Consider the following 26,479-nt stretch of genomic DNA (forward strand, 5'->3'; position numbering starts at 1 on the left):
GTTCGTGGGTTACCTGACCGCCTATATGGCAAGGACGGGCGCAGAGATCAAAAGAGGAAAGAGCCATGACAACCCAAAGCAGAGCGGTGTACCGCATCAGCGGCGAAGACCGGGTGGATTTCCTGCAAGGGCTGGTGACCAATGACGTGGCCAAGCTGGCGGATGGGATTGTCTATGCCGCGATCCTGACGCCGCAGGGCAAGTATCTGGCCGACTTCTTCCTGATCCCGGACGGCGAGGCGATCCTGCTGGACGCGGATGCGGCGCAGGCCCCGGCCCTGATCCAGCGCCTTTCGATGTACAAGCTGCGCTCCAGGGTCGAGATTGCCGAGACCGATATCACAGTCACGCGCGGCCTTGGCACGCCGCCGGAAGGGGCTTTTGCCGATCCGCGCGATCCGTCGCTGGGCTGGCGCGGCTATGCCGGGCAGCCGGGGCAGGACGTGGATTGGGACGCGCTGCGGGTCGCGGCCAGCGTGCCGCAGAGCGGCGTGGAACTGACGCCGGACACCTTTATCCTGGAGGTCGGCTTTGAGCGGCTCAACGGCGTGGACTTCAAGAAAGGCTGCTATGTCGGACAGGAAGTCACCGCCCGGATGAAACACAAGACCGAGCTGCGCAAGGGCCTCACCCGCGTCCATGTCGACGGCGCTGCCCCGGTTGGCACAGAGATCCTCGCAGGCGAAAAACCCGCTGGCACGCTTTATACCCAAAGCGGCGGCGCGGGCCTTGCCTACCTGCGGTTTGACCGGGCCAAGGGCGATCTGACTGCCGGGGAAGCGACGGTCACGTTCGACGGTTAGGGGGCGTCCGCTTTTACCACGCGCCGCCTGCGCGAGACGGATTTTGCTCTGAGCCAGGCATCTGGCGCGCCGAAGTATCCATACTTTCAGCGACAGATAACGCAGCGCAGGGCTAAATCCGCCGCGCCCTTGCTGGGTTTCGCCAAAATTGCCCCTCCCTGCGTTATTTGAGCTTGCATGAGCGGGCTCGTCCTGCGCTCAAATGCCTTGTGAGGAGCAATTTTGGACTGAAACAGGCGGCGCGTGGTAAAAGCGGACGCCCCCTAAAGCGCCTTGCCATAGACCTGCACCGCCAATTGCGCCCCGTGCCGCATCATGAGCGCGGCGGAGGCGGCGTTGAAGGCGTGCACCTGTACTTTCCAGCCGTCAAAGCTCTCGGCGATCTCCGCCTCGAACCGCGCAATCAGCCGCGAGGCGATGCCGCGACGGCGCGAAATCGGCGTGACATAGATGTGATCGAGCAGCGCCATGCGCTGCGGCTCCTGCAAGGCATCATCCGCACCCGGCACAGGCCGCGCCATCCAGGCAAGGTAGCCGCGCGCCACCCCTTCGGTGCGGTAGACAAGGAACTGCGTGCCGCTGGCCTGCGCCTCCGTCAGAACCCGCAGAATGGCGGCATCGCTGCCGCGCGTGTGGAAGCGTTCCGGCAGATGGCGCGCGTGCAGCGCGTTGAGATCGCGCAGAAGCGGCACGAGGTCCGGCAGCTCCTGCTCCGTGGCGGTGTTGATCATGAAAAAGGCCTCCTGGCTGTCTGGAGCCGGAGGCCTTTGCTGTTTCGAATTCGCCCCCGGCGGTTGCACGGGGAACGGATCGGCGCGCTGCGTTATGCGCGTTCCGAATACTCCATGGTTTCGGTGTTCACGACGATGTCCTCGTCCTGACCAACGAAGGGCGGCACGGTGATGCGCACGCCGTTGTCGAGCACGGCGGGCTTGAAGCTGTTGGCGGCGGTCTGGCCTTTTACAACCGGCTCCGTCTCGACGATCTTGCAGACCACTTTCTGCGGCACGGTCGCGTTCAGCGCCTCGGCCTCGTAGAATTCCACGACGATGGTCATGCCGTCCTGCAGGAACGGGCGACGGTCGCCAAGGATGTCCGCATCAAGCTGAACCTGGTCGTAGGTTTCGGTGTCCATGAAGATCAGCTGGCCCGCGTCCTCATAGAGGAACTGCATGTCCTTTTGCTCCAGACGCACGCGCTCTACCTTGTCGGCGCTTCTGAACCGTTCATTCAGCTTGGAGCCATTGCGGAGGTTCTTGAGTTCGACCTGAGCAAAAGCGCCGCCTTTGCCGGGCTTTACGTGGTCGACCTTCACGGCGGCCCACAGGCCGTCATTGTGCTCCAGAACGTTTCCTGGGCGGATCTCGTTACCGTTGATCTTGGGCATGTGGCAAAACTCGGGCGAAAGGTTGACGATAATTTAACCGCCCCTATATCTCGCAGGCCCCCCCGGTGCAAGACAACGATATATCGCGTCGCATTTGATGAAAGATATGCGCAAGCCGCATGGGTGCTATGCAGAAATGGGGTACCCGAATCAGAAGCGATAGGTCATAACGCCCCTCACGCCGGAAACACAAGAGCAATAATCAAAGGTCTCTCCATGAAAGATTTCGTAGACGGAACAGCCTTTAATGCCGAACAAGGCAACCGCGCGCGCAAGTTGTTTGCCGCCGTGGTACTGGCTGCTCTGGATGACGCCATCGCAGACGACAAGAAGTACGGAAACGGCCCCGAGCAGATCGCACGCTGGGCACGCTCCCGTGATGGCCGTGAAGTGCTGTCCTGCGCCGGCATCGACCCGAACGAGCGGGTTGTGTCCGGTCTGATGGACTTCGTTGGCAAGGGTGTGCGCACCTCTGTCGCACTGTCGCGCGAAGAAAGCGAGCGTCGCAACGCCGCTGCACAGCAGGCCGAAGCCGCCTGATCAAAAAACGTGCTGCCAAGCAGAAGAACGCGCCTTTGAGGCGCGTTTTTTGTTGTCTTGATGGGTGTTTGACGGGCGCAGAGAGTGTTGGCGAAGACCCGTTAGGTCCTGCCTTCAACCAGATAACGCATACGACACGAATGCCCCTGACCGCGGCTCGCGCGCAGAGACGTCGTATCTCAAATTTCAGGCGGAATGCGTCAGTCGAAGTCCTGAGAGACCATGGCCCGGTGGATTTCGCGGCGCACCAGCTTGCGCACGTTGCGGGTGATCCGCTCGCCCAGCGCGCCCTGAAGCTCCTGCCGGACAATCTCGGAGACGATCAGGCGCAGGCTTGCCTCGTCAATCGCCGCGAGCGCCTCGTCTGACGATGGTTCGACATGCTCCACCACGGCGGCAGCGGGCGTCTCCTCCTCGGGCTCCGGCAGGTCGGGCGTTACGGGCTCGTCCGCCATCTCCGGCAGGTCCGGCTCCGCAAAGGTTTCGGCCTTGGCAGGCACATCCTCTGTGGTGGCCACCGGGGTTTCTTCGGCCTCAAGCTCTTCCGGCACGGGATCCTGCCAGGCCATGGTCTTGGCCGGGCGGTGCACAAATGCCGGCTCATCCGCCGCCTCTGCATCCCACTCTTCCGACTGGCCGGAAACCATCTTTTCCAGCGCTGCGATCTTGCTTTCCAGCGTCTCCGCCGGGGCGGTTTCGCGCGGCGCTTCGCTGGCCATGTCCTTGGCCAGAACCGGTTTGGAGGCGCTGGCGATCAGCGCTTCAAACGGATCGCTCGGCGCAGGTTTCGGCGCGCCAGCGCTGTCCGCCTCGGCGGTTTCTTCGAGGCCCAAAGCCTCCGCTTCGTCTTCGTCGCCCTCGTCCAGATCATCGTCAAACGCACCGGAGAACACGCGCGAGACTTCCTGTTCGACCAGTTGGCCGAGAATGTCCGTGGCGGTGGTGGCCTCTTCGTCACCTGTGTCTTCGGCGAAGGTCTCTTCGGCTGTCTGCGCGTCCGCTGTGGTCTCGTCAAAGGGGGCTTCCGGCGGTTCCGCCTCTTCCAACGCCCCGATGAGCGCGTCTGCCTCCGGCAGGGCTGCCTCGGTTTCATCGGTTTCGGGCGCGGCGTCCGCTTCGCGCTCCATCCGCTCACCTGCTTCGGCCAGCTTGCGAGCAAAGGCCATCAGCGGCGTTGCCTCATCGCGCAAAGCGCTGATGGAAATATGTTCCGGGTCCGGCGTGTCGAGATCCGGGCTTTCAAGCTCTGGGGTTTCAAGCTCCGCGCCAGGGCTTTCGCTGTCCGCACCTTCACTTGCGGCCAGGGCTTCAGGCGCCGTCTCTGCAACCGCATCGCGCTCGACGCTGACCAGACGGGCATAGGCTTCGCTCGCGCCCGCGTCGTCTTCCGCCTTGTCTTCTACGATCTCCACATGGGCGTCCGTTTCCACTTCGGCCACCGCTTCCGGCGCGCTCTCCTCCGGCGCGGCTTCGGGTGTGACGAGGGTCGGGTTGGTTAGCAGGACCGGCGTCTCTTCCGGTGATTCATCCGCCACCGGCTCCGAAACATCGTCGACAACCCGGTGCGCCGGGGTCAGGACCAGACGATCGGGCTGCTGCTCTTTCGGCTTGGGCGTCTTGTGACGCGAGTCTTCCGAGACCAGACGCCGAATCGAGGATAGAACATCCTCTATTTCCAAGTTGGTAACAGGATCAGACATGCTCGTTTTTCCACTTTCGCCTCGGGCAAGAGTGTAGCTGCGCGCAGGAAGTCGCACAACAGACGCGGAAAAAGTTACGTTTTTCTTTGAGCGGTGAGACCCTGCGACAACGCCAACCGAGTCGGGCCAAAGACCTTACAGGGCGAAAGCCACCTGTTTTTCAAAGCCCGCAAGCACCGGCGCGGTGCCGTTGAAGGCGTAGCGCCAGGTGATCACACCGTCGATCTTGTGGCCAATTCGCACCGTGCCAAGCGCATTTTCCATGAAAATTGCAACGATGCGCCCACCGTCCTTGAGCTGATCGGTCAGAGCCTCCGGCAATTCCTCGACGCCGCCTTCGATCAGGATGGCATCATAAGGCCCGTGTTCCGCCGCCCCGGCCTGCAGCGGCCCGCCGTGCAGGATCACGTTGTCCGCGTGGTGTTCGGTGAGCAGCGACTGCGCCTCGCTGACCCGCTCCTCGTCTTCTTCGACCGCAACCACCGCTTCGGCGATGCGCGCGATGACGGCAGAGGAATAGCCAAGCCCTGCCCCGATATCGAGCACGAAGTCCGCGTTGCTCAGGTTCAGCGCGTCGAGCATCTTGCCAAAAAGCCGCGGCTCCAGCACCACACGATCGCCGCCGATATCGACATGGGCATCCGCGTAGGCAGCCTCGATTTTCTCACGGGGAACAAAGGCTTCGCGCTGAACCGTCAGCATGGCATCAATGATCGGAAATTCGGTCACATCGGAAGGACGCACCTGCGTGTCAACCATCATACGGCGGCGCGTGGCGAAATCAGTCATCAGCCCACTTTCTTGTCAGGATCAACGAAAACCTTGCTGCTGTCCTGCCACATCCGCAGGAAAACGGCAATGTCGGACGCGCCCGGCGAGACAATTGGCCCCGAAGAGATTTTCGCGGATTTTATCCGCTTGACGTCCCTCCCCGAACCTCATAATCAGGCCTCCACTCTGGCGAGTTGGCGGAGTGGTGACGCAGCGGATTGCAAATCCGTGTACACCGGTTCGATTCCGGTACTCGCCTCCATTTAAAATCAATGACTTAGACAAGAACCCTGACAGCGGCCTGCCGCTGTTGGAGCGGTTGATTGTGCGGGTCTGCTGCCCGTGGTCTTTGCCGCGCCGGGTCGGGAGAATTCCCGGCGCAAGCCTTTGAGTGTGTGTGATTTTCTGGCCGCGCTCAGCCGTCGATCTGGCTCACGATGATGTCGCCCGACAGGCTTACGGGGTTGATCATCGTCTGGGCGTTCGGGCTGTGTTGCACGGCTTTCCGGTGCAGCTCTTCGAACTGTTCGGGTGTGCCATCGCCGGTCACGTAGATCGAATAGCGGATTTCGGGGAAGCCCACCGGCGCATTGGTGCCCAGCCCCATAAAGCCGCGCAGATCCAGCGTGCCGTCAAAGTCGATCTTGACCGATTCCAGCTGAATGCCCTCGGCAGTCGCGCCAGCCACGAAGGCCACCATCATGCACGAGCCAAGACCGGACAGCAGCAGTTCCTGCGGGTTGGGGCCATGGTTGTTGCCCATCAACTGGCGCGGTTCATCCGCCTTCCAGACGAAAGACCGGCTGACCTTGTGCGGACCCACAAGCATCGGCTTGGTTGACGTCCGGGCGCGGGTTCCGCTTTCCCAGTCAACCTCGATGCCGTAGCTCATCAGCCCCTCTTCGGGATCATTTGCAACTTCGTTGACGAATTCGCTGAGCGCGGCGGTTGGGATGGCGTTGCGCATTATGCGGCCCCTTTCATGGTGGAAATGGCATTCAGTGCCTGATCGAAATCGGCGATGAGGTCGGCGGCATCTTCGATACCAACCGAGAGGCGCACGCAGCCGGGATAAATGCCGATCCCGGCACGCTGGCGGCTGGTCATCGTGGCCTGCGAAGAGTTGAACGGCAGGCTGATCAGGCTTTCGATCCCGCCGAGGCTCGTGGCCTGTTTCGGCAGGTGCAGGTGATCGAGCAGCGCAAGCGCCGCCCTGTCGCCGCCTTTGACAAAGAAGGTCACGTTGCCCGTCCCCATCTTCATCAGCTCTTTTGCGCGGGCGTGATCCGGGTGGCTGGGCAGCATCGGGTAGAGCACGCTTTCGACCATGGGGTGGGTTTCAAGGAACTCGGCCAGGGCCGTGGCGGATGCCTCATGCGCCTTCATGCGGATGTCGAGCGTCTTCAGGCCCCGCTCCAGAAGGAAGCAGGCATGCGGGTCAAGCGAGCCGCCATAGTTCAGAAGTCGCGGCCAGATCATGTCGACCAGCTTGCGCGAGCCACAGACAACACCGGCGATCAGGTCGGAGTGGCCGTTGAGGTATTTCGAGGCGGAATGCACAACCAGATCCACGCCAAGTTCCAGCGGCTTCATGACGGGCGGCGGGGCAAAGGTGCTGTCGACGATCAGTCGCAGGTTGTTCCGCGCCGCGATATCGACAAGTGCGGGAATGTCGACGACCTTCAGCACCGGATTGGTGATCACTTCGAAATACAGGATCTGCGTGTTGGGCTGGATCGCGGCTTCGATGGCTTCAAGATCATAGCTGTCAACCAGGGTGGCGGACATGCCCATCGACGGGAACTCCTGATTGAACAGGTTGTAGGTGCCGCCATAGAGGTCACTGGCGGCCACCACATGCGCGCCCTTGTCCACCATGGCCATCACAGCAGCCGTGATCGCGGCCATGCCGGAACTGAAGACGATTGCGCTTTCCGCGCCTTCCAGCGTTGCCAGCTTTTCCTGAACCGCCCATTGCGACGGGTTGCCGTAGCGGGTGTAGATGAAGCGGTCGCGCCCGAACCCCTCTTCGATCGAGCCGTAGGTCTCCTCGTGCAGGATGAAGGTCGAGGTCTGGTAGATCGGTGTGCCGACGGCGCCGGTGCGCGGGTCATCATGGGTGCCCGCATGGACCGCTTTCGTGGACATCCCCATCCTGCCCATCGGGTGCGTCCCAAGGAACGGGCCGGATGTGCGGGTGCGGTCAAGGTCGTTGATCCAGCGCCCGGGGTGGCGCTGTGGGGGCTGGCTCGCCGCGTCCCCAAAGAGTTTCTTGTCAGTCATGGTGTCCTCCGCGCGCAGGGTTTATTCGGCAGCGATTGCGTTATGTTGCGACAGCGCCGCCATGAGGTCTTCGATCAGGTCATCCGCGTCTTCGAGCCCGACGGACAGGCGCACCAGCCCTTCGGCAATGCCGTGTTCGAGACGCTCTTCGGGCGTGTAGGTGGAATGGGTCATGCTGGCCGGATGCTGGATCAGGCTTTCGGCGTCGCCGAGGCTAACCGCCCGCTGGATCAGTTTCAGCCGGTTCATCAACGCGATGCCGCCCGCCTTGCCGCCGACAACCTCAAACGGGATCATGCCGCCAAAATTGGACATCTGCCGCTCCGCCAGCGGTTTTTGCGCAAAACTGGCCAGCCCCGGATAGTACACCCGCGCCACCGCCGGATGCGCTTCGAGCGCCTGTGCAACGCGCAGCGCTGACTGGCAGTGCCGCTCGACCCGCAACTCCAGCGTCTTCAACCCGCGCAGGATGAGCATCGCCGTCAACGGCGACATGACAGCGCCGGTCATGTCCTTCAATCCGACCAGACGCACCTGCTGCATGTCTTCCGCGGACCCGGCAATCAGACCAGCCACCAGATCGCCGTGACCGCCCAGGTACTTGGTGGCGGAGTGCAGGACGATATCGGCCCCATGCTCCAAAGGCCGGGTCAGGACCGGCGTGGCATAGGTGTTGTCGACAACCACCTTGGCCCCCTGTGCATGTGCAATTCGGGAGATTGCGGCGATGTCGACAAGGCGATTGTTGGGATTGGCTGGGGTTTCGAAGTAGACAACCTTGGTCTGGTCCGTGATCGCACGGGTCAGATTGTCCGGGTCCGTCAGATCCACCGGCGTCACCGTGACACCGAACTTGGTCAGCCCGTGCGTGAGGAAGGCGAAGGTGCAGCCGTAGAGCGTCTTGTCGATGATGACCTGATCCCCGGCCGCCACGAGGGTCCACAGAACAGAGGTGATCGCCCCCATGCCGGACGCCGTCGCAAGCCCCGCCTCGGCCCCTTCGAGATTGGCGATGCGCTGTTCGAGCTGATCGAGGGTCGGATTGGAGATCCGGCTGTAGAAATGCCCCTCCTGCTCACCGGCAAACATCGCGCCACCGGCCTCGGCGGTCTCGAAGGTGAAGGTGGAGGTCAGGTAGACCGGCGGGTTCAGCGACCCCTGATGCTCACCCGCGTCGTAGCCATGATGAATGGCCCTCGTCGAAAAGCCTTTTCCGTTTGTATCCATGAAGCACCTCTTTTCTCTGGCGCCATATTGGAATGGATTGCCGGGCAAAAGGTTGCTAAGTTGACCCCTGTAACAATGGATTTTAGCATATTATGCCAACGGCTCCGAAAATCGACGCCACAGATCGCAAGATCATCCGGGCGCTGCAAAAAGACGGTCGCATGACGAATCTCGAACTGGCGGAAACCGTGAACCTGTCGCCCTCCCCCTGTCTGCGCAGGCTGCGAAATCTGGAGCAGAGCGGCGTCATCAAGGGCTACACGGCGCAGGCCGATGCCAAGGCCTACGGCTTCCCGATCACGGTGTTCGTGCGGGTGACGCTGAACGCGCATACAGGCGAGACCGTTCGGCGGTTCGAGGCGGAAATCCTGAACATCCCGGAGGTCATGGAGTGTTTTGTCATGACCGGCGCGGCGGATTTCTTCCTGCGCGTCGTGGTCTCGGATCTCGAGGATTACGAGCGCTTTGTCCGCCAGAGGCTGCATGAAATCGGCTGCATCAGTTCAATCGACACAAGCTTTGTGTACGGGATCGTTAAACAGACCAACGTGTTTCCTGATCTGCCGGCCTAGCGGCGGTTTGCAAGACCCCGGCGCGCGATCCGGTCAGCCACGCTTTGACGCCGGGGATAGTCTACCAACGCCGCCTTGATTTCGGCGGGTGTTTCAAGCGCGCGCAGCCACGGGTCCCCCGAGATGATCTCGGCATAATGCGGGATCTGCAAAAGCCGGTCGTCCGGGTCTTCATGCACACGCATGGCATAGTAGCCGATCTGGTGGAAATACATCGTACGGGCGCGGACGATGGCCGACATCGGATCATGCCCAAATCCCTCGAAAACCCACTGGTAGAGCGAAATTCGCCTGTGATCGACGTATTTCATGGTCCGCGCCGCAAGCTTGGACGTTTTCCCCCATTCGCGGATCGCCACGTCAAGAGCCGGGTCGAACTGCGGGCTGAGGACCCAGACATAGGCAAGCGCGAGGTATTGGGCGCGAGGCGTTTCGGCGGCATTGTCCAATGCCTCCAGAAAGGGATGCACATTGGTGGCAAGCCAGTCCTTCAACAGGGCTCTGTAGAGAGCATCCCTATTCTTGAAATGCCAATAGAAGCTGCCCGGTGTCACCCCCAGCTGTTTTGCCAGCGGCTCCACCTTGACGGCGGAGATGCCCCGCTTGATCAACACCGCGCGCGAGGCATCAACCCAGTCCTGGGCCGAGATCGATCCGGTTTTTGGTGCTCTCTTCTTTGCCGTCAAATACCCGCCCATCCCTCTTTCATCAGCTCGCCTCCCTGCAGGGGAAGCGCGTTGGTTCCGTTTGTCCCGCGGAGCGGCCCGAGGCGGCCTCTTCGGCCCACAGGCCGCTCAGGACATTGATTTGCCGCTCCAACATGTCCCAGACCGGGTCAAGGAGCGGGCTTCTGACGTGCATGCGAAACTGATCGTCGCGCCCGTACCGATAAAGCAGAACGCCATAGCCATGCCAGAGCCGGGAGGTTGAGGCCGACCTTTGCATGCCGTCAAATTCGGTGCCCGTTCTGATGATCTGCTCCACTCGTTCACCCGCCATTTCAATGACTGAATAGGCTGAGGTCATGTCCGATACAGCCACGTTTAGATCGGAATGCCAACCGTCCGCGATGTCCGGGCCGCCGACGACCAGAATGCGGTCTCTGCGCTGGCGGAGACAATAGGTCTGGCCCTGCGCCATGTCCGGCCCGCCGCCGATGGCAGCCGACAAACCGCACAGTGCGAGACAGTCCGAAACCGCGCCGCTGATGACCGTTTGGCGCGGTGCGGTAACAAGGCGAAGGGAAATGCCTTCGCGCACCAGATCCGGCCGGCCGGTGCCGGGAATTGCTGGCCATTTGTGACGATCATCACGCATCTATGCGCACCCCTTCCGGGTCGAAGGCACAGGCCGGTGCAATGGTCGCGGTATGCGACTGCCCGAGGTGCCAGATTTTGACAGGATTGCCCATGGCCTGCTGGCCCGCTTCGACAAGCGCAAGCGCAATGGGGCGGTTCAGGGTCGGGCTGTCGTGGCTGGTTGTGACATAGCCCAGGGAGCGGCGGGTGCCGCCTTCCTCAGCCACCACGTGAGCACCAATCGGCAGCTTGGGCGCGCCATCCGGCACGCTTAGCCCCACAAGCTGCTTGCGGGTTTCTTCGTTCGCCTTTGCCGTATGCAAACTGCGATCCCCGACAAAAGCGGCCGATTTCCGGGCGCGCGGCGCGGCGAACCCGAGGTCATGCGGCATGGTTTCGCCATCGGTATCCTTGCCCACGAGGATATAGCCTTTCTCGGCGCGCAAGACGGTCAGCGCTTCGGCCCCGACAGGGCCGCCGCCGTGCTGTGCGCCAACCTCAAGGGCCTTGCGCCAGAGCCTGGCGACGACAGTGTTGCGCACAGAGACTTCGTAGCTCGTATCCCCGGTGAAGCTGACCCGTGCCACCCGCGCCTCTTCGCCAGCAAAGGTGCCGAACCGAAGGGACATGTGCGGAAAGTCCGCCATGTCCTCCAGCACCCCAAGCGCCTTGAGGATCGTCTGTGCCTTGGGGCCCGCGATGGTGACGGTCGACCAGTTGGCGGTTGTATCGTGGATGTGCACGCGGCTTGGATCAAAGGAATCCTGCCGCCAGTTCTCCAGATGCGCCATTACGGCGTCGGCATGGGACGAAGAGCAGGAAATGATGAACCGGGTGTCATCGACACAGGCCATCACGCCATCGTCAAAGACCAGCCCGCTTTCGGCCAGCATGAAGCCATAGCGGATTTTACCCGGCTTCAGGGTGGACATGGTGTTGTAATAGACAAAATTCACAAAGGCGCGCGCATCGGGGCCGACCACCTCGATGGTTCCAAGCGCAGATCCGTCCATGATCGCCGCGGCTTCGCGGGCGGTTTGGCATTCGCGCCGAACCGCCACCTGCTCGGTGTCCGTGCCGTACCACGCCGGGCGCAGCCAGCCGCCGTACTCCCCGAAGGCCGCGTCAAGCGCGCGGTGTTCCGGTTCGAGCGCCAGACGTTTCAGCGGCTGCATCTGACGGTCGCGCCGCGTGCTGCGGTAGGCTTCGAGCGGGACCGGTACAAAAGGCGGGCGGAAGGTCGTTGTGCCGACGTCGGGGATGCTCTGCCCTTTCAGCTCGGCCATGGCCGACAGGCCCGCGATGTTCGACGTCTTGCCCTGATCGCCGGCCATGCCAAGGGTTGTGTACCGTTTGAGATGCTCGACCGAGACCATGTTTTCGCGGTGCGCCAGCGCGACGTCCTTGACCGTCACATCGTGCTGAAAATCGATCCACTGCCGCCCCTTGCTGCTGAGATCGGGCCGGAGCGGCGCAATCGCGTATGGCGCCCGCGCGGGCACGGGGGCCTTGATCGCGGCGGCGGTGGCCTCATCGAGTGCCGCATCAAGCGCGAAGGTCCCGGACGCGCCGCCGATGACCCGCATCCAGTCCGGCCCTTCGGATGGGACAAAGGTCTGACGCCCCTCATCCCATGCCAGCTTGCCACCGGCATGACGCCACAGATGGATCAGCGGCGTCAGCCCGGCAGACGCCAGAACCGTGTCGCAGTCAAACCTGTCCTTGCCAGCGATGAGGCCGCGCACGGATGCCCGGCCCAACGCCTTGAGACCGGCGCTTGCGGCATCCACCACCGTGACCAAAGCCCCGGCCTCCGAAAGCTGTGTTGCATAGGGCGTGGCGTCCGGTCGATTGCTCAGGATTGCTATCCTGCTGCCCGGGCGCACCCCGTAACGATTGAGGTACTCTGTTCCGGCCTCAAGCGACAGGATGCCGGGGCGGTCGTTGTTTTCGAAGGTCACGGGCCTGTCGATGGCACCGGTCGCAAGGATGACCTGATCGGCGCGGACCTTGCGCAGGACCGGCGCGGTGCCCAGACCGCGCTCTGTCACCAGCGACAGCATTTGATGATCGTACACGCCGATTGCCGTCGTCCTGTTCAGGATGCGACCGCCGTGTGACCGGATCGCAGCAAGCTGCTCCGCCACCCAGTCCGGGGCCTGCCACCCGGCCTGCCCGGCGATGCGATAGGCGCTGCCGCCCAGCTCCGCTTGGTCATCCACAAGCAGGACCGATTTGCCGGTCTGCGCGGCCTCGCGCGCGGCTGTCAGACCGGCAGGACCAGCGCCAATCACCAGCACCTCGCAGTGCTCGTGCAGAACCGCCGATTGAAAGCCGTCCGAAACCTCCTGCCCAAGGGTGCCGAGACCGGCCATTTTCCGGATCATCGGTTCAAACAGATGCCAGTCCGGCCACATGAACATCTTGTAATAGAAGCCTGCGGGCAGGAACCGATGGGCGAGGTCAAGCACCCCCTTCACGTCGCGCTGCGCGGACGGCCAGGCATTGATGGACCGGACGGCCATGCCTTCGGTCAGCGTGGTCGTCGTCGCCTGACAGTTCGGAAAAGAAATCCCGTCCAGCGCGATGTCGACAACCGCGTTGGGATCGTCAGACCACGCGCCCCAGACCCCGCGTGGCCGGTGATATTTGAAACTGCGCGCAAAAATCCGGACGCCTGCGGCCAGAAGGGCCGAAGCGACCGTGTCGGCTTCAAACCCCTGACAGGCCCGGCCATCAAAGGTGAAGCGGATCGGTTTGGACCGGTCGATCAACCCGCCCTTGTCGCGCCTGACCCCGCTCATGCCGGGACCTCGTGCAAAGCATGGGTGCCCAGAACGGCCATGGTCACCGTGTCCCGCGTCATGACAAAGTATTCCTGGCAGGTCGTGTGCACCCAGACCTCGTGCGACGCGCCTTTGGCGTTGGCGCAGTAGAACAGGTACTTGGCCCAGTCAGCGTCGCTGATGGGCTGGGTTGTATCAGGCCGTGGTTTTCCGGCTTCGCCAGCGAAATGAAATTCTCGCTCGTCACGCAAACCGCAAAATGGGCAGGGGAATTGTTGCATCGGGTGTGTTCCTTAGTGCGCGATGCCAGACCCGGAGGCCTCATCGATCAGGTGTCCTGTTTGGAAACGGTCCGGGTCAAAGGGGCGGCTGATGTCATGGTGGGTGCCCGTGGCCAGCAGGTGAGCAAACAGGTATCCACCGGCCGGGATGGCCTTGAAGCCGCCGGTGCCCCACCCGCAGTTGATAAAGATGCCATCGGTGCCGGAGGGGCCGATCAACGGCGAGCTGTCAGGGCTCACATCCACGATCCCGGCCCAGTGTCGCAGCAGTTTGACCTTGGCCAGCGCCGGAGCCATGTCGATGATCCCGGACAGGACCGTTTCCTGCACCGGGACATTGCCCCGTTGCCCGTAGGATGGAATGCGATCCAGCCCGCCGCCGATCACCAGACCGCCTTTGTCGGACTGGCTGAAGTAGCTTCCGGTCATCGGGGAAAAGGCCACCGTGTCCATGAAAGGTTTGATGGCTTCGGTCACGAAGGCCTGCAAGGCATAGGAATGAAGCGGCAGCTTGTATCCGCCCATCGCGGCCAGATCCGACGAATGGCCTGCGGTGGCGACGCCCACGCGGCCGGCCTTGATCAGGCCCTGGCTGGTCTCGACGCCTTTGCAGACGCCGCCCTCGATCAGAAAACCCGAAACCTCGCAGTTCTGGATGATGTCGACACCCAGACGATCCGCCGCGCGGGCATAGCCCCAGGCCACGGCGTCATGCCGCCCGGTGCCGCCCCGCCCCTGGAAAATCGCGCCGTGGATCGGATAACGCGCATCGTCCCGGAAATTCAGAACGGGCGCTTTTTTCTGCACCGCTCTGGCGTCCAGCAACTCCGCATCGGCACCACCCAGTTGCATCGCGTTGACCGTGCGCGCGGCCATTTCCATTTCCGCGTCCGAATGCGCGAGCACCATCATGCCGCGCTGTGAGAACATCACGTTGTAGTTGATGTCCTTTGACAGCCCCTCGTAGAGCCGCACCGAAAGGTCATAGAGCGCCGTGCTTTCGGGATAGAAATAGTTGGAGCGGATGACGGTTGTATTCCGCCCGGTGTTGCCACCGCCCAGCCAGCCTTTTTCGATGACGGCGATGTTTTTCAAACCGTGGTTTTTGGCCAGGTAATAGGCGGTTGCAAGCCCATGCCCGCCGCCCCCGACAATGATGATGTCGTAGGCGTCCTTGGGGGCTGGGCTGCGCCAGAGCGGTGCCCAGCCGGTATGGCCTTTGAGCCCCTCGCGGATAACGGAAAATGTGGAGAAGTGGCGTGTCATTGTTGGATCATCCAAGCAGAAGGTCTGGCAGCCAAAGCGCAACCCCGGGCACAAAGGTCGTCAGGGCAAGGGTCGGCAACCATGCGAATATGATGAAGATCATCGTCGGCCCGAGCATCCGCTGCACGGGCGCACCCGTCACGCGCGCGCCCAGGAACAAAAGCGGCGCGGTGGGCGGTGTGATGTTGCCCATGCCGAGGTTCACACCAAGGATGGCGGCGAAATGGATCGGGTCCACTCCGACGCTCTTGGCAATCGGCAAAAGCAGTGTGGCGCTGAGGATCAGGCCGCTGAAATCATCCATGATCATCCCGATGAGGATCATCGTGAGGTTGATCATCAGCAGAACAACAATCGGGTTGTCGGAGATGGAAAAGATCAGCTCTTCGGCCAGCGCGGGGATGTCTTCGAAGATGAGGAACCGGCTGACGATCAGGACCATGAAAATCATCACCATGACCACGCCGATGGTGACGGAAGATTCCTTCAAGGTCTCCAGAAAGATCTTCCAGGTCAGACCCTTGTAGACAAAGAACCCAATCGGGATCGCATAGATCACCGCAACGCCTGCCGCCTCTGTCGGGGTCATGATACCGCCGTAGATGCCGCCGAGAATGATGATGGGCATCATCAGTGCCGGAAAGGCGAGCATCGTCTTTTTGCTGAACGCCTTGACGAATTGTTCCTGGTTTTCGGGCAGGATGATGTCCGTTTGCTTGCGCATCATGATCAGGTTGATGAGGACAAGCAGCGACGCCACGATGAGACCCGGCAGAACCGTCGCAAGAAAACACTTCAGCACCGATTGCTGGGTCAGCCAGGCATAGATCAACTGTGCCGAACTTGGCGGTATCAGCAGGCCAAGCGGGCTGGCCGCAACCAGAAGGGCGGCGGAAAACCCGTCCGGGTACTTGGCTTTGCGAAGGTGCGGCATCATCACCGAGCCGATGCAGGTCAGCGTGGCCGCACCGCTTCCCGAAATCGCCCCGAACATGGCGCTGGCCACCACCGACGCGCCGGAAAGACCGCCTCGGATCCGACCGAGCAGCATCTCTGCCAGATCGACAATGGGCGCGGCAATCCGGCCGTTCTTCATGATGTCACCGGCCAGAATGAACAGCGGGATGACGAGGATCACCACCGTATTGAGTTTCCAGTGCCCCGTGGGCAGGAAGCCGGACACGTCATGGCCACCGGTATAGGCAAGAAAGATCAGCACCCCGCCAAAGGCCAGCGGGACGGAAATACCGGCGAAGAGCAGAACACAGATCAGGACAACAGACAGGGCGATAATCATTCTGCTGTCTCCTTGGCAGAGTCGGTGTTTTGCGTGACGGAGGCGGGGCCGAGTTTCAAAAGCACGTAGAGGTGCAACGCGCTGTAGAGCGCCATGAAGACAAGGCCGACACATATCCCGAGGCGCGGGACGAAGAACGGGATCCGCAGGGCAATGGTGGTCTGCCATTGTGGATACGAGGCGATCTCGTCCCGAAGCATCAACACGGCCCAATAAACGAGGAAAACGGACACGATCAGCTCGATCGACGTGATGATCACCCGCCGGAGCCAGATGGTTCGCGGGTTGGTGAACCACTCCTCAAGAATATCCGCCCTGATCTGGGTGTCGTCATAGGTTCCGACGGCGCTGCCCAGGAAAAACAGCCAAAAGCACATTGGCAAAAGCCACTCTTCGTAGGCGAACAGATCGCTTTCGAGCACGTACCGAAACACGACGACCAGGAAGAATGTGAGGGCGAGGATGAAGGTGGACAGGATCAGGAAAAACGACTTGATCTTCAAAAGGCGTTTGACTGTCAGCCCGATCCTTGGGGGCAACTGATCGGCAAGTTCTATCATGTGGACCGCTCCGGAATTGATGAAGCGGGACGCAGCGCGCGCCCCGCCTCAAGAGGCTTCAGTTGGCGGTCAGGCGATCCAGAATATCCTGGCCCACCACGTCCGCGACATTCGGCCAGACCGTCGCTTCGATATGCGCCTTGATGGCGTCCCGTTCTTCCTGCGAGAATTCGACGATCTCCCAGTCCGCCTCTTTCAGCTGATCGAGAAAGCCCTGGCTGCGCTCCCATGCGAGCCGGCTGATTTCGGCTGCCGCTTCGGAGGACTCTTTCTCGACCACGGCGCGCTGCTCGTCGGTCAGACCGTCGTAGAAGCGCTTGTTGGCATAGATCATCGTGCTTTCGATGAAGGCGTTATAGGGCACATAGGTGTTGCCGACGCCGCTGGCGGCAAAGGTGGTATAGGCCCATTCCGGCGTACAGCAGATGGCGCCGTCAATGGTTCCGGCCTGCACCGCCGGAAAGACCTCCGCCCAGTTGAGCGTCGTGACGTTATAGCCAAGCTCTTCCATCGTCTGCTTGGCGATCTGCGAGGACCAGGCGCGGACGTTCATGCCCTGGCTGGCAATCTTCGTGGGATCTGCCGGGCGCTCGGTTGCGATCATCCCGATCAGCCCTTCGCCAATTGTGCCAAGCGGCTTGATGCCAAAAGAGGTCAGGATCTCTTCGAGGATCTTGTTGTACTCCGAGCCCGGGTCTCCGTAGACCGCATCCAGCTCTTCCTTGGTTGTCACCATGAAAGGCAGGCTGTTGATTTCCAAACGAGGGTCCTTTTGCGCATAGACCGTCGCGTGAACCATCTGCACTTCGCCGCGGATGGCGCTTTCCAGCAGTTCCTCGCCCGATCCCAGCTGGCCAGCAGGGAAATACTTGACGTCAAGCCCGACGCCCGCGTCTTCGATATCCTTCGCCATTTGTTCGAGCACGGCATTCCCGAAATGCTCGGCTGGCACGGTTCCGGCAATACGCAGACGGGTGTCCGCCGATGCCGCTGTCGCCAGCAGAACTGCCGCGACTGACACCGTGGTGAGGCGTGAAGTGAATGACATAGGGACCTCCTGTCGGTCGGTTTGGGTATCTTTTGGGGAAGCGAACTTGAACATAGGCTACCCTACGTTCAAGCATAGGGACATAAACTTTGCTGTGGCAAGGATTTGTTTTCGAAACCGTGAAGCGGCGGTATTTTGATGGGCATCCTGACCAGGATGGGACGGAGAAAATGCCCCGCAAGCCACTGCAAATGCGTGGCTTTTCAGCTTTCCCACTGCGATCCGCCGGTGTTCAAAACATGAGCAGTGGTAACGCGCGCCATGACCTTCGCACCCTTTGGCACGGCCTGAGTTCGGGTTTTCCGAAGCCGAAAGCGAGTCGATGAAGGCCGCTCCTGGGGCCATGCGGGGGCCGGATGACAGGGCCCAAGGCCGCCCGGAGTTTGGCCCCGAGTCCGAAATTGTCTTGATGCAGCTTCAATCTGCTTGGTGGCGCCCGGCATCTGTGACTGACGCGCCGGGCGTGCGGCTTTGCCCCGGATCAGCCCACCTGCGTAGGCCGTCCACCTGCCCTGCCCGCCCACAAGCAACCCTGCACGCATTTTCATGCGAGTCCGAACTGTGCCCATTTTGGTCCGAAAGGATCGCGACTTTGCCCGGACGATTCGTAGAGTACATCCAAGTGTTCCCAATCATGGACAAGGCGTGATGCGTTATTCTGGACTGCGCGTAATCAAAGAGGCCCTGACAGGGCACAGAGGCTGGGGGCCAGCCTGGCGCGATGCCGATCCGAAACCCGACTATGACTATGTGATCATCGGGGGCGGTGGGCACGGTCTGGCGACGGCGTACTATCTGGCGAAAAAGTACGGAAAGAGCCGGATCGCGGTGTTGGAAAAAGGCTGGATCGGCGGCGGGAATGTCGGGCGGAACACGACGATCATTCGCTCGAACTACCTGCTTGATGGCAACGAGCCGTTTTACGAGTTGTCGCTGCAGCTCTGGGAAAACCTAGAACAAGAGCTGAACTACAACGCCATGGTCAGCCAGCGCGGGATCTTGAACCTGTTTCATACAGACGCCCAACGCGATGCCTTCATCCGGCGCGGCAATGCCATGATGCTCAATGGGGCGGATGCCGACCTGATGAGCACGGAGCGCATTCTGGAGAAATACCCGTTCCTGAACGTGCACAACGCACGTTTCCCGATCAAAGGCGGTCTCGCCCAGCACCGCGGCGGCACGGTGCGCCATGACGCGGTGGCCTGGGGTTATGCGCGCGGGGCGGACCAGCATGGCGTGGACATTATCCAGAATTGCGAAGTCACGGGGTTCAGGATCGAACATGGCAAGGTTCTCGGTGTGGAGACCTCGCGCGGGTACATCGGTGCCAAAAAGGTGGCGTCCTGCGTGGCCGGCTCTTCATCACGGGTGATGGAGAAAGCCGGGATGCGCCTGCCGATCGAGAGCCACGTTTTGCAGGCCTTTGTATCCGAAGGTCTCAAGCCCGTTCTGCCCGGCGTGATCACATTCGGCGCGGGCCACTTCTATTGCAGCCAGTCGGACAAGGGTGGTCTGGTTTTTGGCGGCGATCTGGACGGCTACAACTCCTATGCGCAGCGCGGCAATCTGCCGGTGGTCGAGGACGTCTGCGAAGGCGGCATGGCGATCTTCCCGATGCTCGGCCGAGTCCGATTGCTCCGCATGTGGGGCGGCATCATGGACATGAGCATGGATGGCTCGCCGATCATCGACCAGACCCATATCGAGGGGCTCTATTTCAACGGCGGATGGTGTTACGGCGGCTTCAAGGCGACGCCTGCCTCCGGTCTGGTTTACGCGCACCTGCTGGCAACAGACACCCCCCACCCGACCGCAACCGCCTATCGTTTCGACCGTTTCGAGCGCGGTTTGATGATTGACGAAAAAGGCATGGGCAACCAGCCCAACCTGCATTGAGGGAGCACTCAGACCATGATCATACATCATCCGATTTTGGGTCCGAGGGACTCCGCAGAATTCACCTACCTGGGCGACGCAAACCTGATCCATCGCCCTGATTGGCAGGCTGAGGACGCCTTGGCGCAGTTCACGGACTATGGCTATCAGCGCAAGAACCCGGCTGGCGTGCACCGCGAGCTGTGGTTCCATGAACAGGGGGATCGGTCCTGGCTGGTCGTGACCCGCAACACCGTGACCCATGAGATAACGAAGGTGGAGTTGGCACGGGACGTCGCCCGGGCGGAAGGACGTGACACATGACACAAGTGAACCGGCTGAGCGGCGGTCTGATTGACCGCAATGCCCCCCTCTCCTTCCGTTTCGACGGCAAGACCTATCAGGGTCACAAAGGCGATACGCTGGCGTCCGCGCTTCTGGCGAACGGGGTGCGCCTGATGGGCCGCTCCTTCAAATACCACCGTCCGCGCGGTGTCATGACCGCAGGCTCCGAAGAGCCGAACGCGCTTGTCGAGTTGCGCAGCGGTGCGGCGCAGGAGCCAAACACGCGCGCCACGACGGCCGAACTGTTTGACGGTCTGGAAGCGAATTCGCAGAACCGCTGGCCGTCGCTGGCCTGGGACGCTCTGGCGATCAACGACACCTTCTCGAACTTTCTGACCGCCGGGTTTTACTACAAGACCTTCATGTGGCCGCGCGCCTTCTGGGAAAAGCTCTATGAGCCGATCATCCGCAAGGCGGCGGGGCTTGGGTCAATCAGCTTCGAACCGGATCCCGATCAGTATGACAAAGGCTTCCGCCACTGCGATCTGCTGATCATCGGCGCAGGCCCAACCGGCCTTGCCGCCGCGCTGACCGCCGGGCGCGCGGGTCTGGACGTCATCCTTGCGGACGAGGATTTCGCATTGGGCGGGCGTCTGAACGCGGAACAGTTTGACGTTGGTGATCAGAGCGGCGCGCATTGGGCGGCGAACACGGTTGCGGAACTGGCGAGCCTGCCGAACGTGCGGGTGATGGCGCGCACATCCATCCTCGGGGCGTTTGACCATGGCATCTACGGAGCGGTTGAACGGGTTTCCGACCACCTCGCCCGCCCCGAAGCGGGCAAGCCGCGTCAAATCCTGTGGCGGATCTATACAAAGCGCGCGCTTTTGTGTGCGGGGGCGATGGAACGGCCCATCGGCTTTGAAAACAACGATCGGCCGGGGATCATGCTGGCCAGTGCGATGCGGGCTTATGCCAACCGCTGGGCCGCGACGCCGGCACAGGAGATCGCTGTCTTTACCAACAATGATGACGGCCACCGCACGGCGGCTGATCTGGCGGCCAAGGGCGTCACCGTGGCGGCGGTGATCGACACCCGCGAAAACGCGCCAAAGACCGGCAGCTATGAGGTTCTGGCGGGGGCCGAGATCACAGGCACGCAGGGCCGTTTGGGCCTGCGCTCTGTTGACGTCAAAATGGCCAATGGCCAGACCCGGCGGATTGCCTGTGGCGCTCTGGGCGTCTCGGGTGGCTGGAACCCGAACGTCCATCTCACCTGTCACCAAAGGGGCAAGCCGGAGTGGCGCGAAGACATTGCGGGGTTCGTGCCCGGCGCGGTTCTGCCGCAGGGCATGTCCGTTGCCGGGGCGGCGCAGGGCATTTTCCCGACCGCCGCCTGCATGATGTCGGGCGCAGAGGCGGCGACAGACATCTGTGCCGATCTTGGAGCCCCTACCCCGGCCATTGACCTGCCCAGCACCGAAGACGCGCCGGTCAACATCACCCCCTTCTGGCATGTCCAAGGCGCAAAGCGGGCGTGGCTGGACCAGCAGAACGACGTGACCGCCAAGGATGTGAAGCTCGCCCATCAGGAGAACTTCGTCTCGGTCGAGCATCTGAAACGCTACACCACCCTTGGCATGGCGACGGATCAGGGCAAGACCAGCAACATCCCCGGCCTCGCCATCATGGCGGAGCTGAGCGGCAAGCAGATCCCGCAGGTTGGCACCACGATCTTCCGCCCGCCTTATACGCCCACGGCAATCGGCGCTTTGGCGGGCCGGTCCCGTGACGAGGATTTCCGCCCGACGCGCAAAACCCCGAGCCATGTCTGGGCCGAAGAGCAAGGCGCGCAGTTTGTCGAGGTGGGCATGTGGCTGCGGGCGCAATACTTCCCGCGTCCGGGAGAGACCCACTGGCGACAGTCCGTGGACCGCGAGGTGCTGCAAACCCGGAACTCCGTTGGCATTTGCGACGTCACAACGCTGGGCAAGATTGATGTTCAGGGCGCGGATGCCGCGGCCTTCCTGAACAAGATCTACGCCAACGGCTTTGCGAAATTGCCTGTCGGCAAGGTCCGCTACGGCCTGATGCTGCGCGAAGACGGGATAGCGATGGATGACGGGACGGCGGCCCGTTTTGCCGAAGATCATTTCGTCGTGACAACCACAACGGCAAATGCTGTGCCGGTCTATCGCCACATGGAATTTGTGCGGCAATGTCTGTTCCCGAACATGGATGTTCAGCTGATTTCCACCACGGAAGCCTGGGCGCAGTTTTCGGTGGCCGGGCCAAATGCGCGCAAACTGCTGCAAAAGGTGGTGGACGCCGAGCACGACATCAGCAACGAGGCTTTCCCCTACATGGCCTGTGGCCAGATCACCGTGGCGAACGGGCTGCGGGCGCGGCTGTTCCGGATCTCCTTTTCCGGGGAGCTGGCTTATGAAATCGCCGTGCCGACCCGCTATGGCGACGCCATGATCCGTAAACTGGTGGAGGCAGGCAAAGAGTTTGATGCGGTGGTCTACGGAACCGAGGCGCTCGGCGTGATGCGCATCGAAAAAGGCCATGCGGCGGGCAATGAGCTGAACGGAACAACGACGGCGCTGAACCTTGGCATGGGCCGCATGGTGTCCAAGAAGAAGGACAGCATCGGATCCACCTTGTCGGAGCGCGACGGGCTGAACACCGAAGATGCCCTGAAGCTTGTCGGGTTCAAACCGGTCGACACCGAACACCCGGTGCCCGCCGGCGCGCATCTGATGACCAAGGGCGATCCGGTGAATGCGGCCCACGATCAGGGCTATATCACCTCGGCCTGCTATTCCCCGAACCTCGGCTGTCACATCGGCATCGGCTATCTGAAGTCCGGCGACACCCGGTTGGGCGAAGTTGTGCGTCTGGTCAGCCCCCTCACCGGCCTTGACCACGATGTTGAAGTTGTCAGCGCCCATTTCGTAGACCCCGAAGGAGAGCGTCTCCGTGCATGATTTCGTCGAAATAACCCCGCTTGGCGGAGGCGCGCCGCGCGTTCAGGAGATCAACGGTATCGTTTTGAGCGAAGTCACCGACCGCGCGCTTGCCTCCGTGGCGGCGCGGTTGGGCCAGGAAGATGAGGCCAAAGCGCTGGTGTCGGGTTTCATTGAGGCCCCGGCCCCCGATGCGGGGCGCCTGTCGGGTTCGGCCAAGTCCGCCTTCTGGACCGGGCCTGACCAATGGATGGTGGAGGCGCCGATTGAGACCCACGAGGATCTGGCGGCGGAGCTGTCTGAAAAGGCCGCATCGCGCGCAAGCGTGACGGAACAGACCGATGGGTGGTGCCGGTTTGATCTTGAAGGTGGCGATCTTGTCGCCGTGTTTGAGATCCTCTGTCCTGTTGACCTGCGCAAAGGTCAGAAAGGCGATGCTACGCGCACATCCATTGATCATCTGGGGTGCTTTGTGCTGCGCAGGGAAACCGATCTGGTCTCGGTAATCGGCCCGCGTTCATCGGCGGGTTCCTTGTTCCATGCCCTGGAAACCGCCGTGAGAGCGGTCCGCTGATCGCAAGGTCCTGACCTTCGGGTCAGGCCCTAAACAGACGGCACAGGCACGTTGCCCTTGACCCGGTACAGGTTGATCCGCTGACGGTCCTTGGCCGGGGTCATGCCAAAGGCGTTCTGGTAATGCAGATTGAAAGACTTGAGGCTGTTATACCCGACAACCGCTGCAATCTCGCTGATCCTGTCGTTGGAATAGAGCACGATCTGACGCGCCGCCTTCATGCGAATATCGCGAAAATAGGATGTCGGGTTTGAGCCGGTCGCCTTCTTGAAGCTGCGTTCCACATGGCGCGGAGACACGCCCAACGCTTCGGCAATCTCCGAGATCGGCATGGGGTTGGACAGATCGTTGGTAAACAGCTGGACCGCCTGCGCCACCAGTGGCGGCAAGGTTGTCCCGGATTGATCTTCGGACTGCAAGGGGACGGCCTGCGGCACGCCGGTCCGACGCATCATCGGATGCTGGAACCAACACGCCACTTCGGTCGCAATCTGATCGCCGAGATCGCGGTCAATGATGTGCAACGCCAGATCAAAAGCCGCGGCAGCCCCGGAGGCCGTCACCAGATTGGGTCCGATTTCGACCAGTTGATCCGAGGCTTTCGCCTTGGGAAACTGGCTGCGAAAGGCGGTGTCATAACACCAATGCACCGAGATGACGTCGTTTCCGACCAACCCGCTGCGCACGAGCGGGAACACCCCGCCGCTCACCGCACCAAGGCGCGTCCCGTGTCGTGACAGGAAGCGGAGTTTTGGCGCGGATTTCTCGGAAACAAATTCAGCCGTCGGGGGAGACAACAGGATCAGAAAATCCGACGCCCCCAGTTCTGCCAGTTGCCGGGTCGGATCGAACTTCACCTCGGCGCTGGAGGATACCCGCTCGTCGGTTTCCGACACGAGATCCCAGGCAAAGGCCGTGCGTCCACATATCTCATTGGCGGCGCGCAAGGGTTCGATCAAGGATGTCAGACAGGCCATGGGAAAGCCCGGGAAGATCAGAAAATTTACCTGAGTTACGCTGTCGATCATCTGGAGCAACTCCGTTTCTGCGTTTATTGCTCGACCGTCTCGCCGAGTCTATCTCCTGTCAGGAAACTTTTTGCATTCTTATGAAAAAAGATGCTTAATTGGGATAGTGACGCGCAATAGTTGATCAAGTTAGAAAAGGATTGAACATTGGTTCTGACGAAAACAGAGATGGTCACAAAACTAACGCAAGATCCACATGGCGTCCGCGACGCGCGCGAAAAAGTCCTTGAAGTGGCAATCGGACGGGTGGTGCGCGCCTATCGCAAGCAGCAGAACATCACCGTCGCTGAACTCTCCCAGTTGACGGATCTGTCGATTGGTATGCTGTCCAAGATCGAGAACGGCAACACCTCGCCGTCATTGAGCACGTTGCAGGCTCTGGCAAATGCGCTGTCCGTGCCGCTGACGTCGTTTTTCCGCGAATATGAGGAAAACCGCGAGGCGGTTCATACCAAGGCCGGGTCCGGCGTGGATGTTGATCGCGAAGGCACCCGATCGGGGCATCAATACAATCTGCTGGGGCATATCGGCGCAAACAACAGCGGCGTGATCGTCGAGCCGTATCTCATTCAGCTGACATCGGAGTCGGATACGTTTCAGACCTTCCAGCATGGCGGGATTGAGACCATCTATATGCTCGAAGGCGAAGTTGATTACCGGCACGGATCTGACATCTACAAACTGCAACCGGGCGACACCCTGTTCTTTGATGCGGACGCGCCGCACGGGCCGGAAACGCTCCGCGTGCTGCCGGCGAAATATCTCTCGATCATCAGCTATCCGCAGAAAGCCTGATCCCTGACGCGAAAAGCCCCGCAGTTTGCGGGGCTTTGTCTTGGTGATTTGCCGTTACTTGCTCAGGGCTGGCTCTGTGTCCAGATCTGGCCAAACGCCGGGCGACGTTGGCAGGCCATCATCATACTGGCTGAGATAATCCAGCATTTTCGGGCGGTTGTCGATGAAGCCCTTATAGGTTGCCAGCTCCTCCGGCAGGTCCCGAATGACACGGTGCAGGCGCCGCCCCCATTTGGGAACGCTGACGATGTCCTCAAAGGCGATCAGGTAGCACCGGATCGGAAAGGCCAGAGCGTTGGACCGCGGCAGACGGTAGAACGTCTGCAATTCCACCCGCAGAAACTGTTTCTGACCGATGTTTTCCGCCGTAAGCCCGGTCTTCTGGATGCCCCATTTGTGATAGTTCTCGGGGCTGGTATCCAGCAGCGGGTTGACTGTCATGGTCCAGTTCAGACGGCGCGCCGGAGCGCCCTGCTGAATGTTCAGAAGGAACTTCAGCGCCCGTTTGAAAATCCCCATTTCATGGGCCTTGGGAACCGGCGCGTGCCATTCGAAGAAGTTCATGCCGATGTCAAAATCCAGCGACCAGTCGGCCTGGGTGGTGACCATGCCTGCGTCCATCCACAGCATGTCATCGCGTTGATCCAGAACCGCAAAATCACCTTGGGACTGACGGGTGATATACTCCATCGGGCCAAAGGGCAGCGTCGTTTCGTCCAGGAAGGTGAAGGTATCATCAATGCCCAGAGGCTTGTTGATCCAGCGCCATGTGTTGCCGTCGCGGTGCAGTTCGAACAGATCAGGGTAGTCTTCAGACTTTGACACCATGATCAATTCCAGAAGATCCCAGCCCGCCAGGGTCATATGCGGCAAAGATTGGCAGCGCAGCGGGTCATCGGCCAGCACAATGGCACGGTCTTTCATTTCCGAGACGTAGTGCTCATCCACGTCAAACCGTTTTTCGTAAACCGACCCTTCCGGCCCGCCCCGGTGTTGCTCCATGTTGACCGAATACATGTAGCTGTCTTCGTGAAATGGAAACGGGAAACGCTTTACCGCCCAATCCGAATTGCGGAAGGTATAATCATCGCGGAACGTTTCGTCGTTGAATTGAATAGTCATTATCCGTTC

At 61.2% G+C, this 26,479-nt stretch carries 25 protein-coding genes and 1 tRNA gene; 9 read left to right on the top strand and 17 right to left on the bottom strand.

The window, feature by feature from the left end; genetic code table 11:
• Nucleotides 1–65: 65 nt before the first annotated feature.
• A complete protein-coding gene (gene ygfZ, locus E4662_RS07310) occupies nucleotides 66–803 on the top strand; it encodes a CAF17-like 4Fe-4S cluster assembly/insertion protein YgfZ (protein WP_136440878.1) in 738 nt (245 codons plus the stop codon).
• A 263-nt stretch (nucleotides 804–1,066) separates the two neighbouring features.
• Here ygfZ and E4662_RS07315 read toward each other — a convergent pair whose 3' ends face one another.
• Entirely contained in the window at nucleotides 1,067–1,534 is a 468-nt protein-coding gene (locus E4662_RS07315; RefSeq protein ID WP_136440879.1) for a GNAT family N-acetyltransferase, read from the bottom strand.
• A 92-nt stretch (nucleotides 1,535–1,626) separates the two neighbouring features.
• A complete protein-coding gene (gene efp / locus E4662_RS07320) occupies nucleotides 1,627–2,190 on the bottom strand; it encodes an elongation factor P (protein WP_136440880.1) in 564 nt (187 codons plus the stop codon).
• Between the two features lie 216 nt (nucleotides 2,191–2,406).
• Between efp and E4662_RS07325 the strand changes: the two genes are divergently transcribed.
• A complete protein-coding gene (locus E4662_RS07325) occupies nucleotides 2,407–2,730 on the top strand; it encodes a DUF6280 family protein (RefSeq protein WP_136440881.1) in 324 nt (107 codons plus the stop codon).
• A gap of 200 nt (nucleotides 2,731–2,930) precedes the next feature.
• Here the strand turns inward: E4662_RS07325 and E4662_RS07330 are convergent, their stop codons facing one another.
• Together E4662_RS07330 and E4662_RS07335 are read right to left on the bottom strand one after the other, a co-directional pair.
• The gene (locus E4662_RS07330; RefSeq protein WP_136440882.1) at nucleotides 2,931–4,430 is read right to left on the bottom strand and encodes a prolipoprotein diacylglyceryl transferase; all 1,500 of its coding nucleotides are present in this window, start codon (nucleotides 4,428–4,430) and stop codon (nucleotides 2,931–2,933) included.
• 135 nt (nucleotides 4,431–4,565) lie between these two features.
• Nucleotides 4,566–5,219, bottom strand: coding sequence for a protein-L-isoaspartate O-methyltransferase family protein (locus tag E4662_RS07335; protein WP_136440883.1), 654 nt, complete (start codon nucleotides 5,217–5,219; stop codon nucleotides 4,566–4,568).
• A gap of 170 nt (nucleotides 5,220–5,389) precedes the next feature.
• On the opposite strand from E4662_RS07335, the gene E4662_RS07340 reads away from it, so the two are divergent.
• Nucleotides 5,390–5,463: transfer RNA gene (locus tag E4662_RS07340), tRNA-Cys, on the top strand.
• Between the two features lie 153 nt (nucleotides 5,464–5,616).
• On the opposite strand, the gene E4662_RS07345 is transcribed toward E4662_RS07340, so the two are convergent.
• The 3 genes from E4662_RS07345 to E4662_RS07355 are packed head-to-tail and all read right to left on the bottom strand — an operon-like array spanning nucleotide 5,617 to nucleotide 8,711.
• Entirely contained in the window at nucleotides 5,617–6,168 is a 552-nt protein-coding gene (locus E4662_RS07345; protein ID WP_136440884.1) for an OsmC family protein, read from the bottom strand.
• Nucleotides 6,168–7,484 carry a trans-sulfuration enzyme family protein gene (locus E4662_RS07350; protein WP_136440885.1) on the bottom strand — a complete coding sequence of 439 codons (1,317 nt, stop codon included), beginning with the start codon at nucleotides 7,482–7,484 and terminating at the stop codon, nucleotides 6,168–6,170. Before E4662_RS07350 ends, E4662_RS07345 begins: the two co-directional genes overlap by 1 nt.
• Nucleotides 7,485–7,505: 21 nt before the next feature.
• A complete protein-coding gene (locus E4662_RS07355) occupies nucleotides 7,506–8,711 on the bottom strand; it encodes a methionine gamma-lyase (protein WP_136440886.1) in 1,206 nt (401 codons plus the stop codon).
• 92 nt (nucleotides 8,712–8,803) lie between these two features.
• Here E4662_RS07355 and E4662_RS07360 point away from each other — a divergent pair, with 92 nt between their 5' ends.
• Nucleotides 8,804–9,283, top strand: a complete 480-nt coding sequence (locus tag E4662_RS07360; RefSeq protein WP_136440887.1) for an Lrp/AsnC family transcriptional regulator — start codon at nucleotides 8,804–8,806, stop codon at nucleotides 9,281–9,283.
• Here E4662_RS07360 and E4662_RS07365 read toward each other — a convergent pair.
• From E4662_RS07365 to dctP, 8 genes are read right to left on the bottom strand one after another with little or no spacing between them, the layout of a single operon-like run.
• The gene (locus E4662_RS07365; RefSeq protein WP_168797919.1) at nucleotides 9,280–9,969 is read right to left on the bottom strand and encodes a TetR/AcrR family transcriptional regulator; all 690 of its coding nucleotides are present in this window, start codon (nucleotides 9,967–9,969) and stop codon (nucleotides 9,280–9,282) included. The two genes, E4662_RS07360 and E4662_RS07365, sit on opposite strands and share 4 nt — an antisense overlap.
• A gap of 22 nt (nucleotides 9,970–9,991) precedes the next feature.
• Nucleotides 9,992–10,600: a hypothetical protein gene (locus tag E4662_RS07370; RefSeq protein WP_136440889.1), complete on the bottom strand. Its 609-nt coding sequence runs from the start codon at nucleotides 10,598–10,600 to the stop codon at nucleotides 9,992–9,994.
• Nucleotides 10,593–13,385: an FAD-dependent oxidoreductase gene (locus E4662_RS07375; RefSeq protein WP_136440890.1), complete on the bottom strand. Its 2,793-nt coding sequence runs from the start codon at nucleotides 13,383–13,385 to the stop codon at nucleotides 10,593–10,595. The genes E4662_RS07370 and E4662_RS07375 overlap by 8 nt, the downstream gene beginning before the upstream one ends.
• Entirely contained in the window at nucleotides 13,382–13,648 is a 267-nt protein-coding gene (locus E4662_RS07380) for a sarcosine oxidase subunit delta (RefSeq protein ID WP_136440891.1), read from the bottom strand. The genes E4662_RS07375 and E4662_RS07380 overlap by 4 nt, the downstream gene beginning before the upstream one ends.
• Before the next feature lie 12 nt (nucleotides 13,649–13,660).
• Complete coding sequence (locus tag E4662_RS07385) at nucleotides 13,661–14,914, bottom strand: sarcosine oxidase subunit beta family protein (RefSeq protein WP_136440892.1); 1,254 nt, start codon at nucleotides 14,912–14,914, stop codon at nucleotides 13,661–13,663.
• Nucleotides 14,915–14,921: 7 nt separating this feature from the next.
• Complete coding sequence (locus E4662_RS07390) at nucleotides 14,922–16,211, bottom strand: TRAP transporter large permease (protein WP_136440893.1); 1,290 nt, start codon at nucleotides 16,209–16,211, stop codon at nucleotides 14,922–14,924.
• Nucleotides 16,208–16,771 (bottom strand): TRAP transporter small permease, encoded by a 564-nt coding sequence (locus E4662_RS07395; RefSeq protein WP_136440894.1) that lies wholly within the window; start codon nucleotides 16,769–16,771, stop codon nucleotides 16,208–16,210. The genes E4662_RS07390 and E4662_RS07395 overlap by 4 nt, the downstream gene beginning before the upstream one ends.
• Nucleotides 16,772–16,829: 58 nt before the next feature.
• Complete coding sequence (dctP, locus tag E4662_RS07400; protein ID WP_168797920.1) at nucleotides 16,830–17,819, bottom strand: TRAP transporter substrate-binding protein DctP; 990 nt, start codon at nucleotides 17,817–17,819, stop codon at nucleotides 16,830–16,832.
• 648 nt (nucleotides 17,820–18,467) lie between these two features.
• On the opposite strand from dctP, the gene E4662_RS07405 reads away from it, so the two are divergent.
• The 4 genes from E4662_RS07405 to E4662_RS07420 are packed head-to-tail and all read left to right on the top strand — an operon-like array spanning nucleotide 18,468 to nucleotide 23,525.
• The gene (locus tag E4662_RS07405) at nucleotides 18,468–19,718 is read left to right on the top strand and encodes a sarcosine oxidase subunit beta family protein (RefSeq protein ID WP_136440896.1); all 1,251 of its coding nucleotides are present in this window, start codon (nucleotides 18,468–18,470) and stop codon (nucleotides 19,716–19,718) included.
• Between the two features lie 15 nt (nucleotides 19,719–19,733).
• The gene (locus E4662_RS07410; RefSeq protein ID WP_136440897.1) at nucleotides 19,734–20,021 is read left to right on the top strand and encodes a sarcosine oxidase subunit delta; all 288 of its coding nucleotides are present in this window, start codon (nucleotides 19,734–19,736) and stop codon (nucleotides 20,019–20,021) included.
• Nucleotides 20,018–22,972, top strand: a complete 2,955-nt coding sequence (locus E4662_RS07415; RefSeq protein WP_136440898.1) for a sarcosine oxidase subunit alpha family protein — start codon at nucleotides 20,018–20,020, stop codon at nucleotides 22,970–22,972. Before E4662_RS07410 ends, E4662_RS07415 begins: the two co-directional genes overlap by 4 nt.
• Complete coding sequence (locus tag E4662_RS07420; protein WP_136440899.1) at nucleotides 22,965–23,525, top strand: sarcosine oxidase subunit gamma; 561 nt, start codon at nucleotides 22,965–22,967, stop codon at nucleotides 23,523–23,525. The genes E4662_RS07415 and E4662_RS07420 overlap by 8 nt, the downstream gene beginning before the upstream one ends.
• Nucleotides 23,526–23,554: 29 nt before the next feature.
• On the opposite strand, the gene E4662_RS07425 is transcribed toward E4662_RS07420, so the two are convergent.
• A complete protein-coding gene (locus E4662_RS07425) occupies nucleotides 23,555–24,553 on the bottom strand; it encodes a GlxA family transcriptional regulator (protein ID WP_136440900.1) in 999 nt (332 codons plus the stop codon).
• Nucleotides 24,554–24,721: 168 nt separating this feature from the next.
• On the opposite strand from E4662_RS07425, the gene E4662_RS07430 reads away from it, so the two are divergent.
• The gene (locus tag E4662_RS07430) at nucleotides 24,722–25,348 is read left to right on the top strand and encodes a helix-turn-helix domain-containing protein (protein ID WP_136440901.1); all 627 of its coding nucleotides are present in this window, start codon (nucleotides 24,722–24,724) and stop codon (nucleotides 25,346–25,348) included.
• Between the two features lie 54 nt (nucleotides 25,349–25,402).
• On the opposite strand, the gene E4662_RS07435 is transcribed toward E4662_RS07430, so the two are convergent.
• Nucleotides 25,403–26,470 carry a heme-dependent oxidative N-demethylase family protein gene (locus E4662_RS07435; protein ID WP_136440902.1) on the bottom strand — a complete coding sequence of 356 codons (1,068 nt, stop codon included), beginning with the start codon at nucleotides 26,468–26,470 and terminating at the stop codon, nucleotides 25,403–25,405.
• Nucleotides 26,471–26,479: the final 9 nt, after the last annotated feature.

The sequence above is a fragment of the Pacificoceanicola onchidii genome, from assembly GCF_004804335.1.
Lineage (GTDB): Bacteria > Pseudomonadota > Alphaproteobacteria > Rhodobacterales > Rhodobacteraceae > Pacificoceanicola > Pacificoceanicola onchidii.

Excerpts from the sequence above, each read along its gene's own strand:
- ygfZ (WP_136440878.1), top strand. The coding sequence starts at position 66 with ATGACAACCCAAAGCAGAGCGGTGTACCGCATCAGCGGCGAAGACCGG.
- E4662_RS07315 (WP_136440879.1), bottom strand. The coding sequence starts at position 1,534 with ATGATCAACACCGCCACGGAGCAGGAGCTGCCGGACCTCGTGCCGCTT.
- efp (WP_136440880.1), bottom strand. The coding sequence starts at position 2,190 with ATGCCCAAGATCAACGGTAACGAGATCCGCCCAGGAAACGTTCTGGAG.
- E4662_RS07325 (WP_136440881.1), top strand. The coding sequence starts at position 2,407 with ATGAAAGATTTCGTAGACGGAACAGCCTTTAATGCCGAACAAGGCAAC.
- E4662_RS07330 (WP_136440882.1), bottom strand. The coding sequence starts at position 4,430 with ATGTCTGATCCTGTTACCAACTTGGAAATAGAGGATGTTCTATCCTCG.
- E4662_RS07335 (WP_136440883.1), bottom strand. The coding sequence starts at position 5,219 with ATGACTGATTTCGCCACGCGCCGCCGTATGATGGTTGACACGCAGGTG.
- E4662_RS07345 (WP_136440884.1), bottom strand. The coding sequence starts at position 6,168 with ATGCGCAACGCCATCCCAACCGCCGCGCTCAGCGAATTCGTCAACGAA.
- E4662_RS07350 (WP_136440885.1), bottom strand. The coding sequence starts at position 7,484 with ATGACTGACAAGAAACTCTTTGGGGACGCGGCGAGCCAGCCCCCACAG.
- E4662_RS07355 (WP_136440886.1), bottom strand. The coding sequence starts at position 8,711 with ATGGATACAAACGGAAAAGGCTTTTCGACGAGGGCCATTCATCATGGC.
- E4662_RS07360 (WP_136440887.1), top strand. The coding sequence starts at position 8,804 with ATGCCAACGGCTCCGAAAATCGACGCCACAGATCGCAAGATCATCCGG.
- E4662_RS07370 (WP_136440889.1), bottom strand. The coding sequence starts at position 10,600 with ATGCGTGATGATCGTCACAAATGGCCAGCAATTCCCGGCACCGGCCGG.
- E4662_RS07375 (WP_136440890.1), bottom strand. The coding sequence starts at position 13,385 with ATGAGCGGGGTCAGGCGCGACAAGGGCGGGTTGATCGACCGGTCCAAA.
- E4662_RS07380 (WP_136440891.1), bottom strand. The coding sequence starts at position 13,648 with ATGCAACAATTCCCCTGCCCATTTTGCGGTTTGCGTGACGAGCGAGAA.
- E4662_RS07385 (WP_136440892.1), bottom strand. The coding sequence starts at position 14,914 with ATGACACGCCACTTCTCCACATTTTCCGTTATCCGCGAGGGGCTCAAA.
- E4662_RS07390 (WP_136440893.1), bottom strand. The coding sequence starts at position 16,211 with ATGATTATCGCCCTGTCTGTTGTCCTGATCTGTGTTCTGCTCTTCGCC.
- E4662_RS07395 (WP_136440894.1), bottom strand. The coding sequence starts at position 16,771 with ATGATAGAACTTGCCGATCAGTTGCCCCCAAGGATCGGGCTGACAGTC.
- dctP (WP_168797920.1), bottom strand. The coding sequence starts at position 17,819 with ATGTCATTCACTTCACGCCTCACCACGGTGTCAGTCGCGGCAGTTCTG.
- E4662_RS07405 (WP_136440896.1), top strand. The coding sequence starts at position 18,468 with ATGCGTTATTCTGGACTGCGCGTAATCAAAGAGGCCCTGACAGGGCAC.
- E4662_RS07410 (WP_136440897.1), top strand. The coding sequence starts at position 19,734 with ATGATCATACATCATCCGATTTTGGGTCCGAGGGACTCCGCAGAATTC.
- E4662_RS07415 (WP_136440898.1), top strand. The coding sequence starts at position 20,018 with ATGACACAAGTGAACCGGCTGAGCGGCGGTCTGATTGACCGCAATGCC.
- E4662_RS07425 (WP_136440900.1), bottom strand. The coding sequence starts at position 24,553 with ATGATCGACAGCGTAACTCAGGTAAATTTTCTGATCTTCCCGGGCTTT.
- E4662_RS07430 (WP_136440901.1), top strand. The coding sequence starts at position 24,722 with ATGGTCACAAAACTAACGCAAGATCCACATGGCGTCCGCGACGCGCGC.
- E4662_RS07435 (WP_136440902.1), bottom strand. The coding sequence starts at position 26,470 with ATGACTATTCAATTCAACGACGAAACGTTCCGCGATGATTATACCTTC.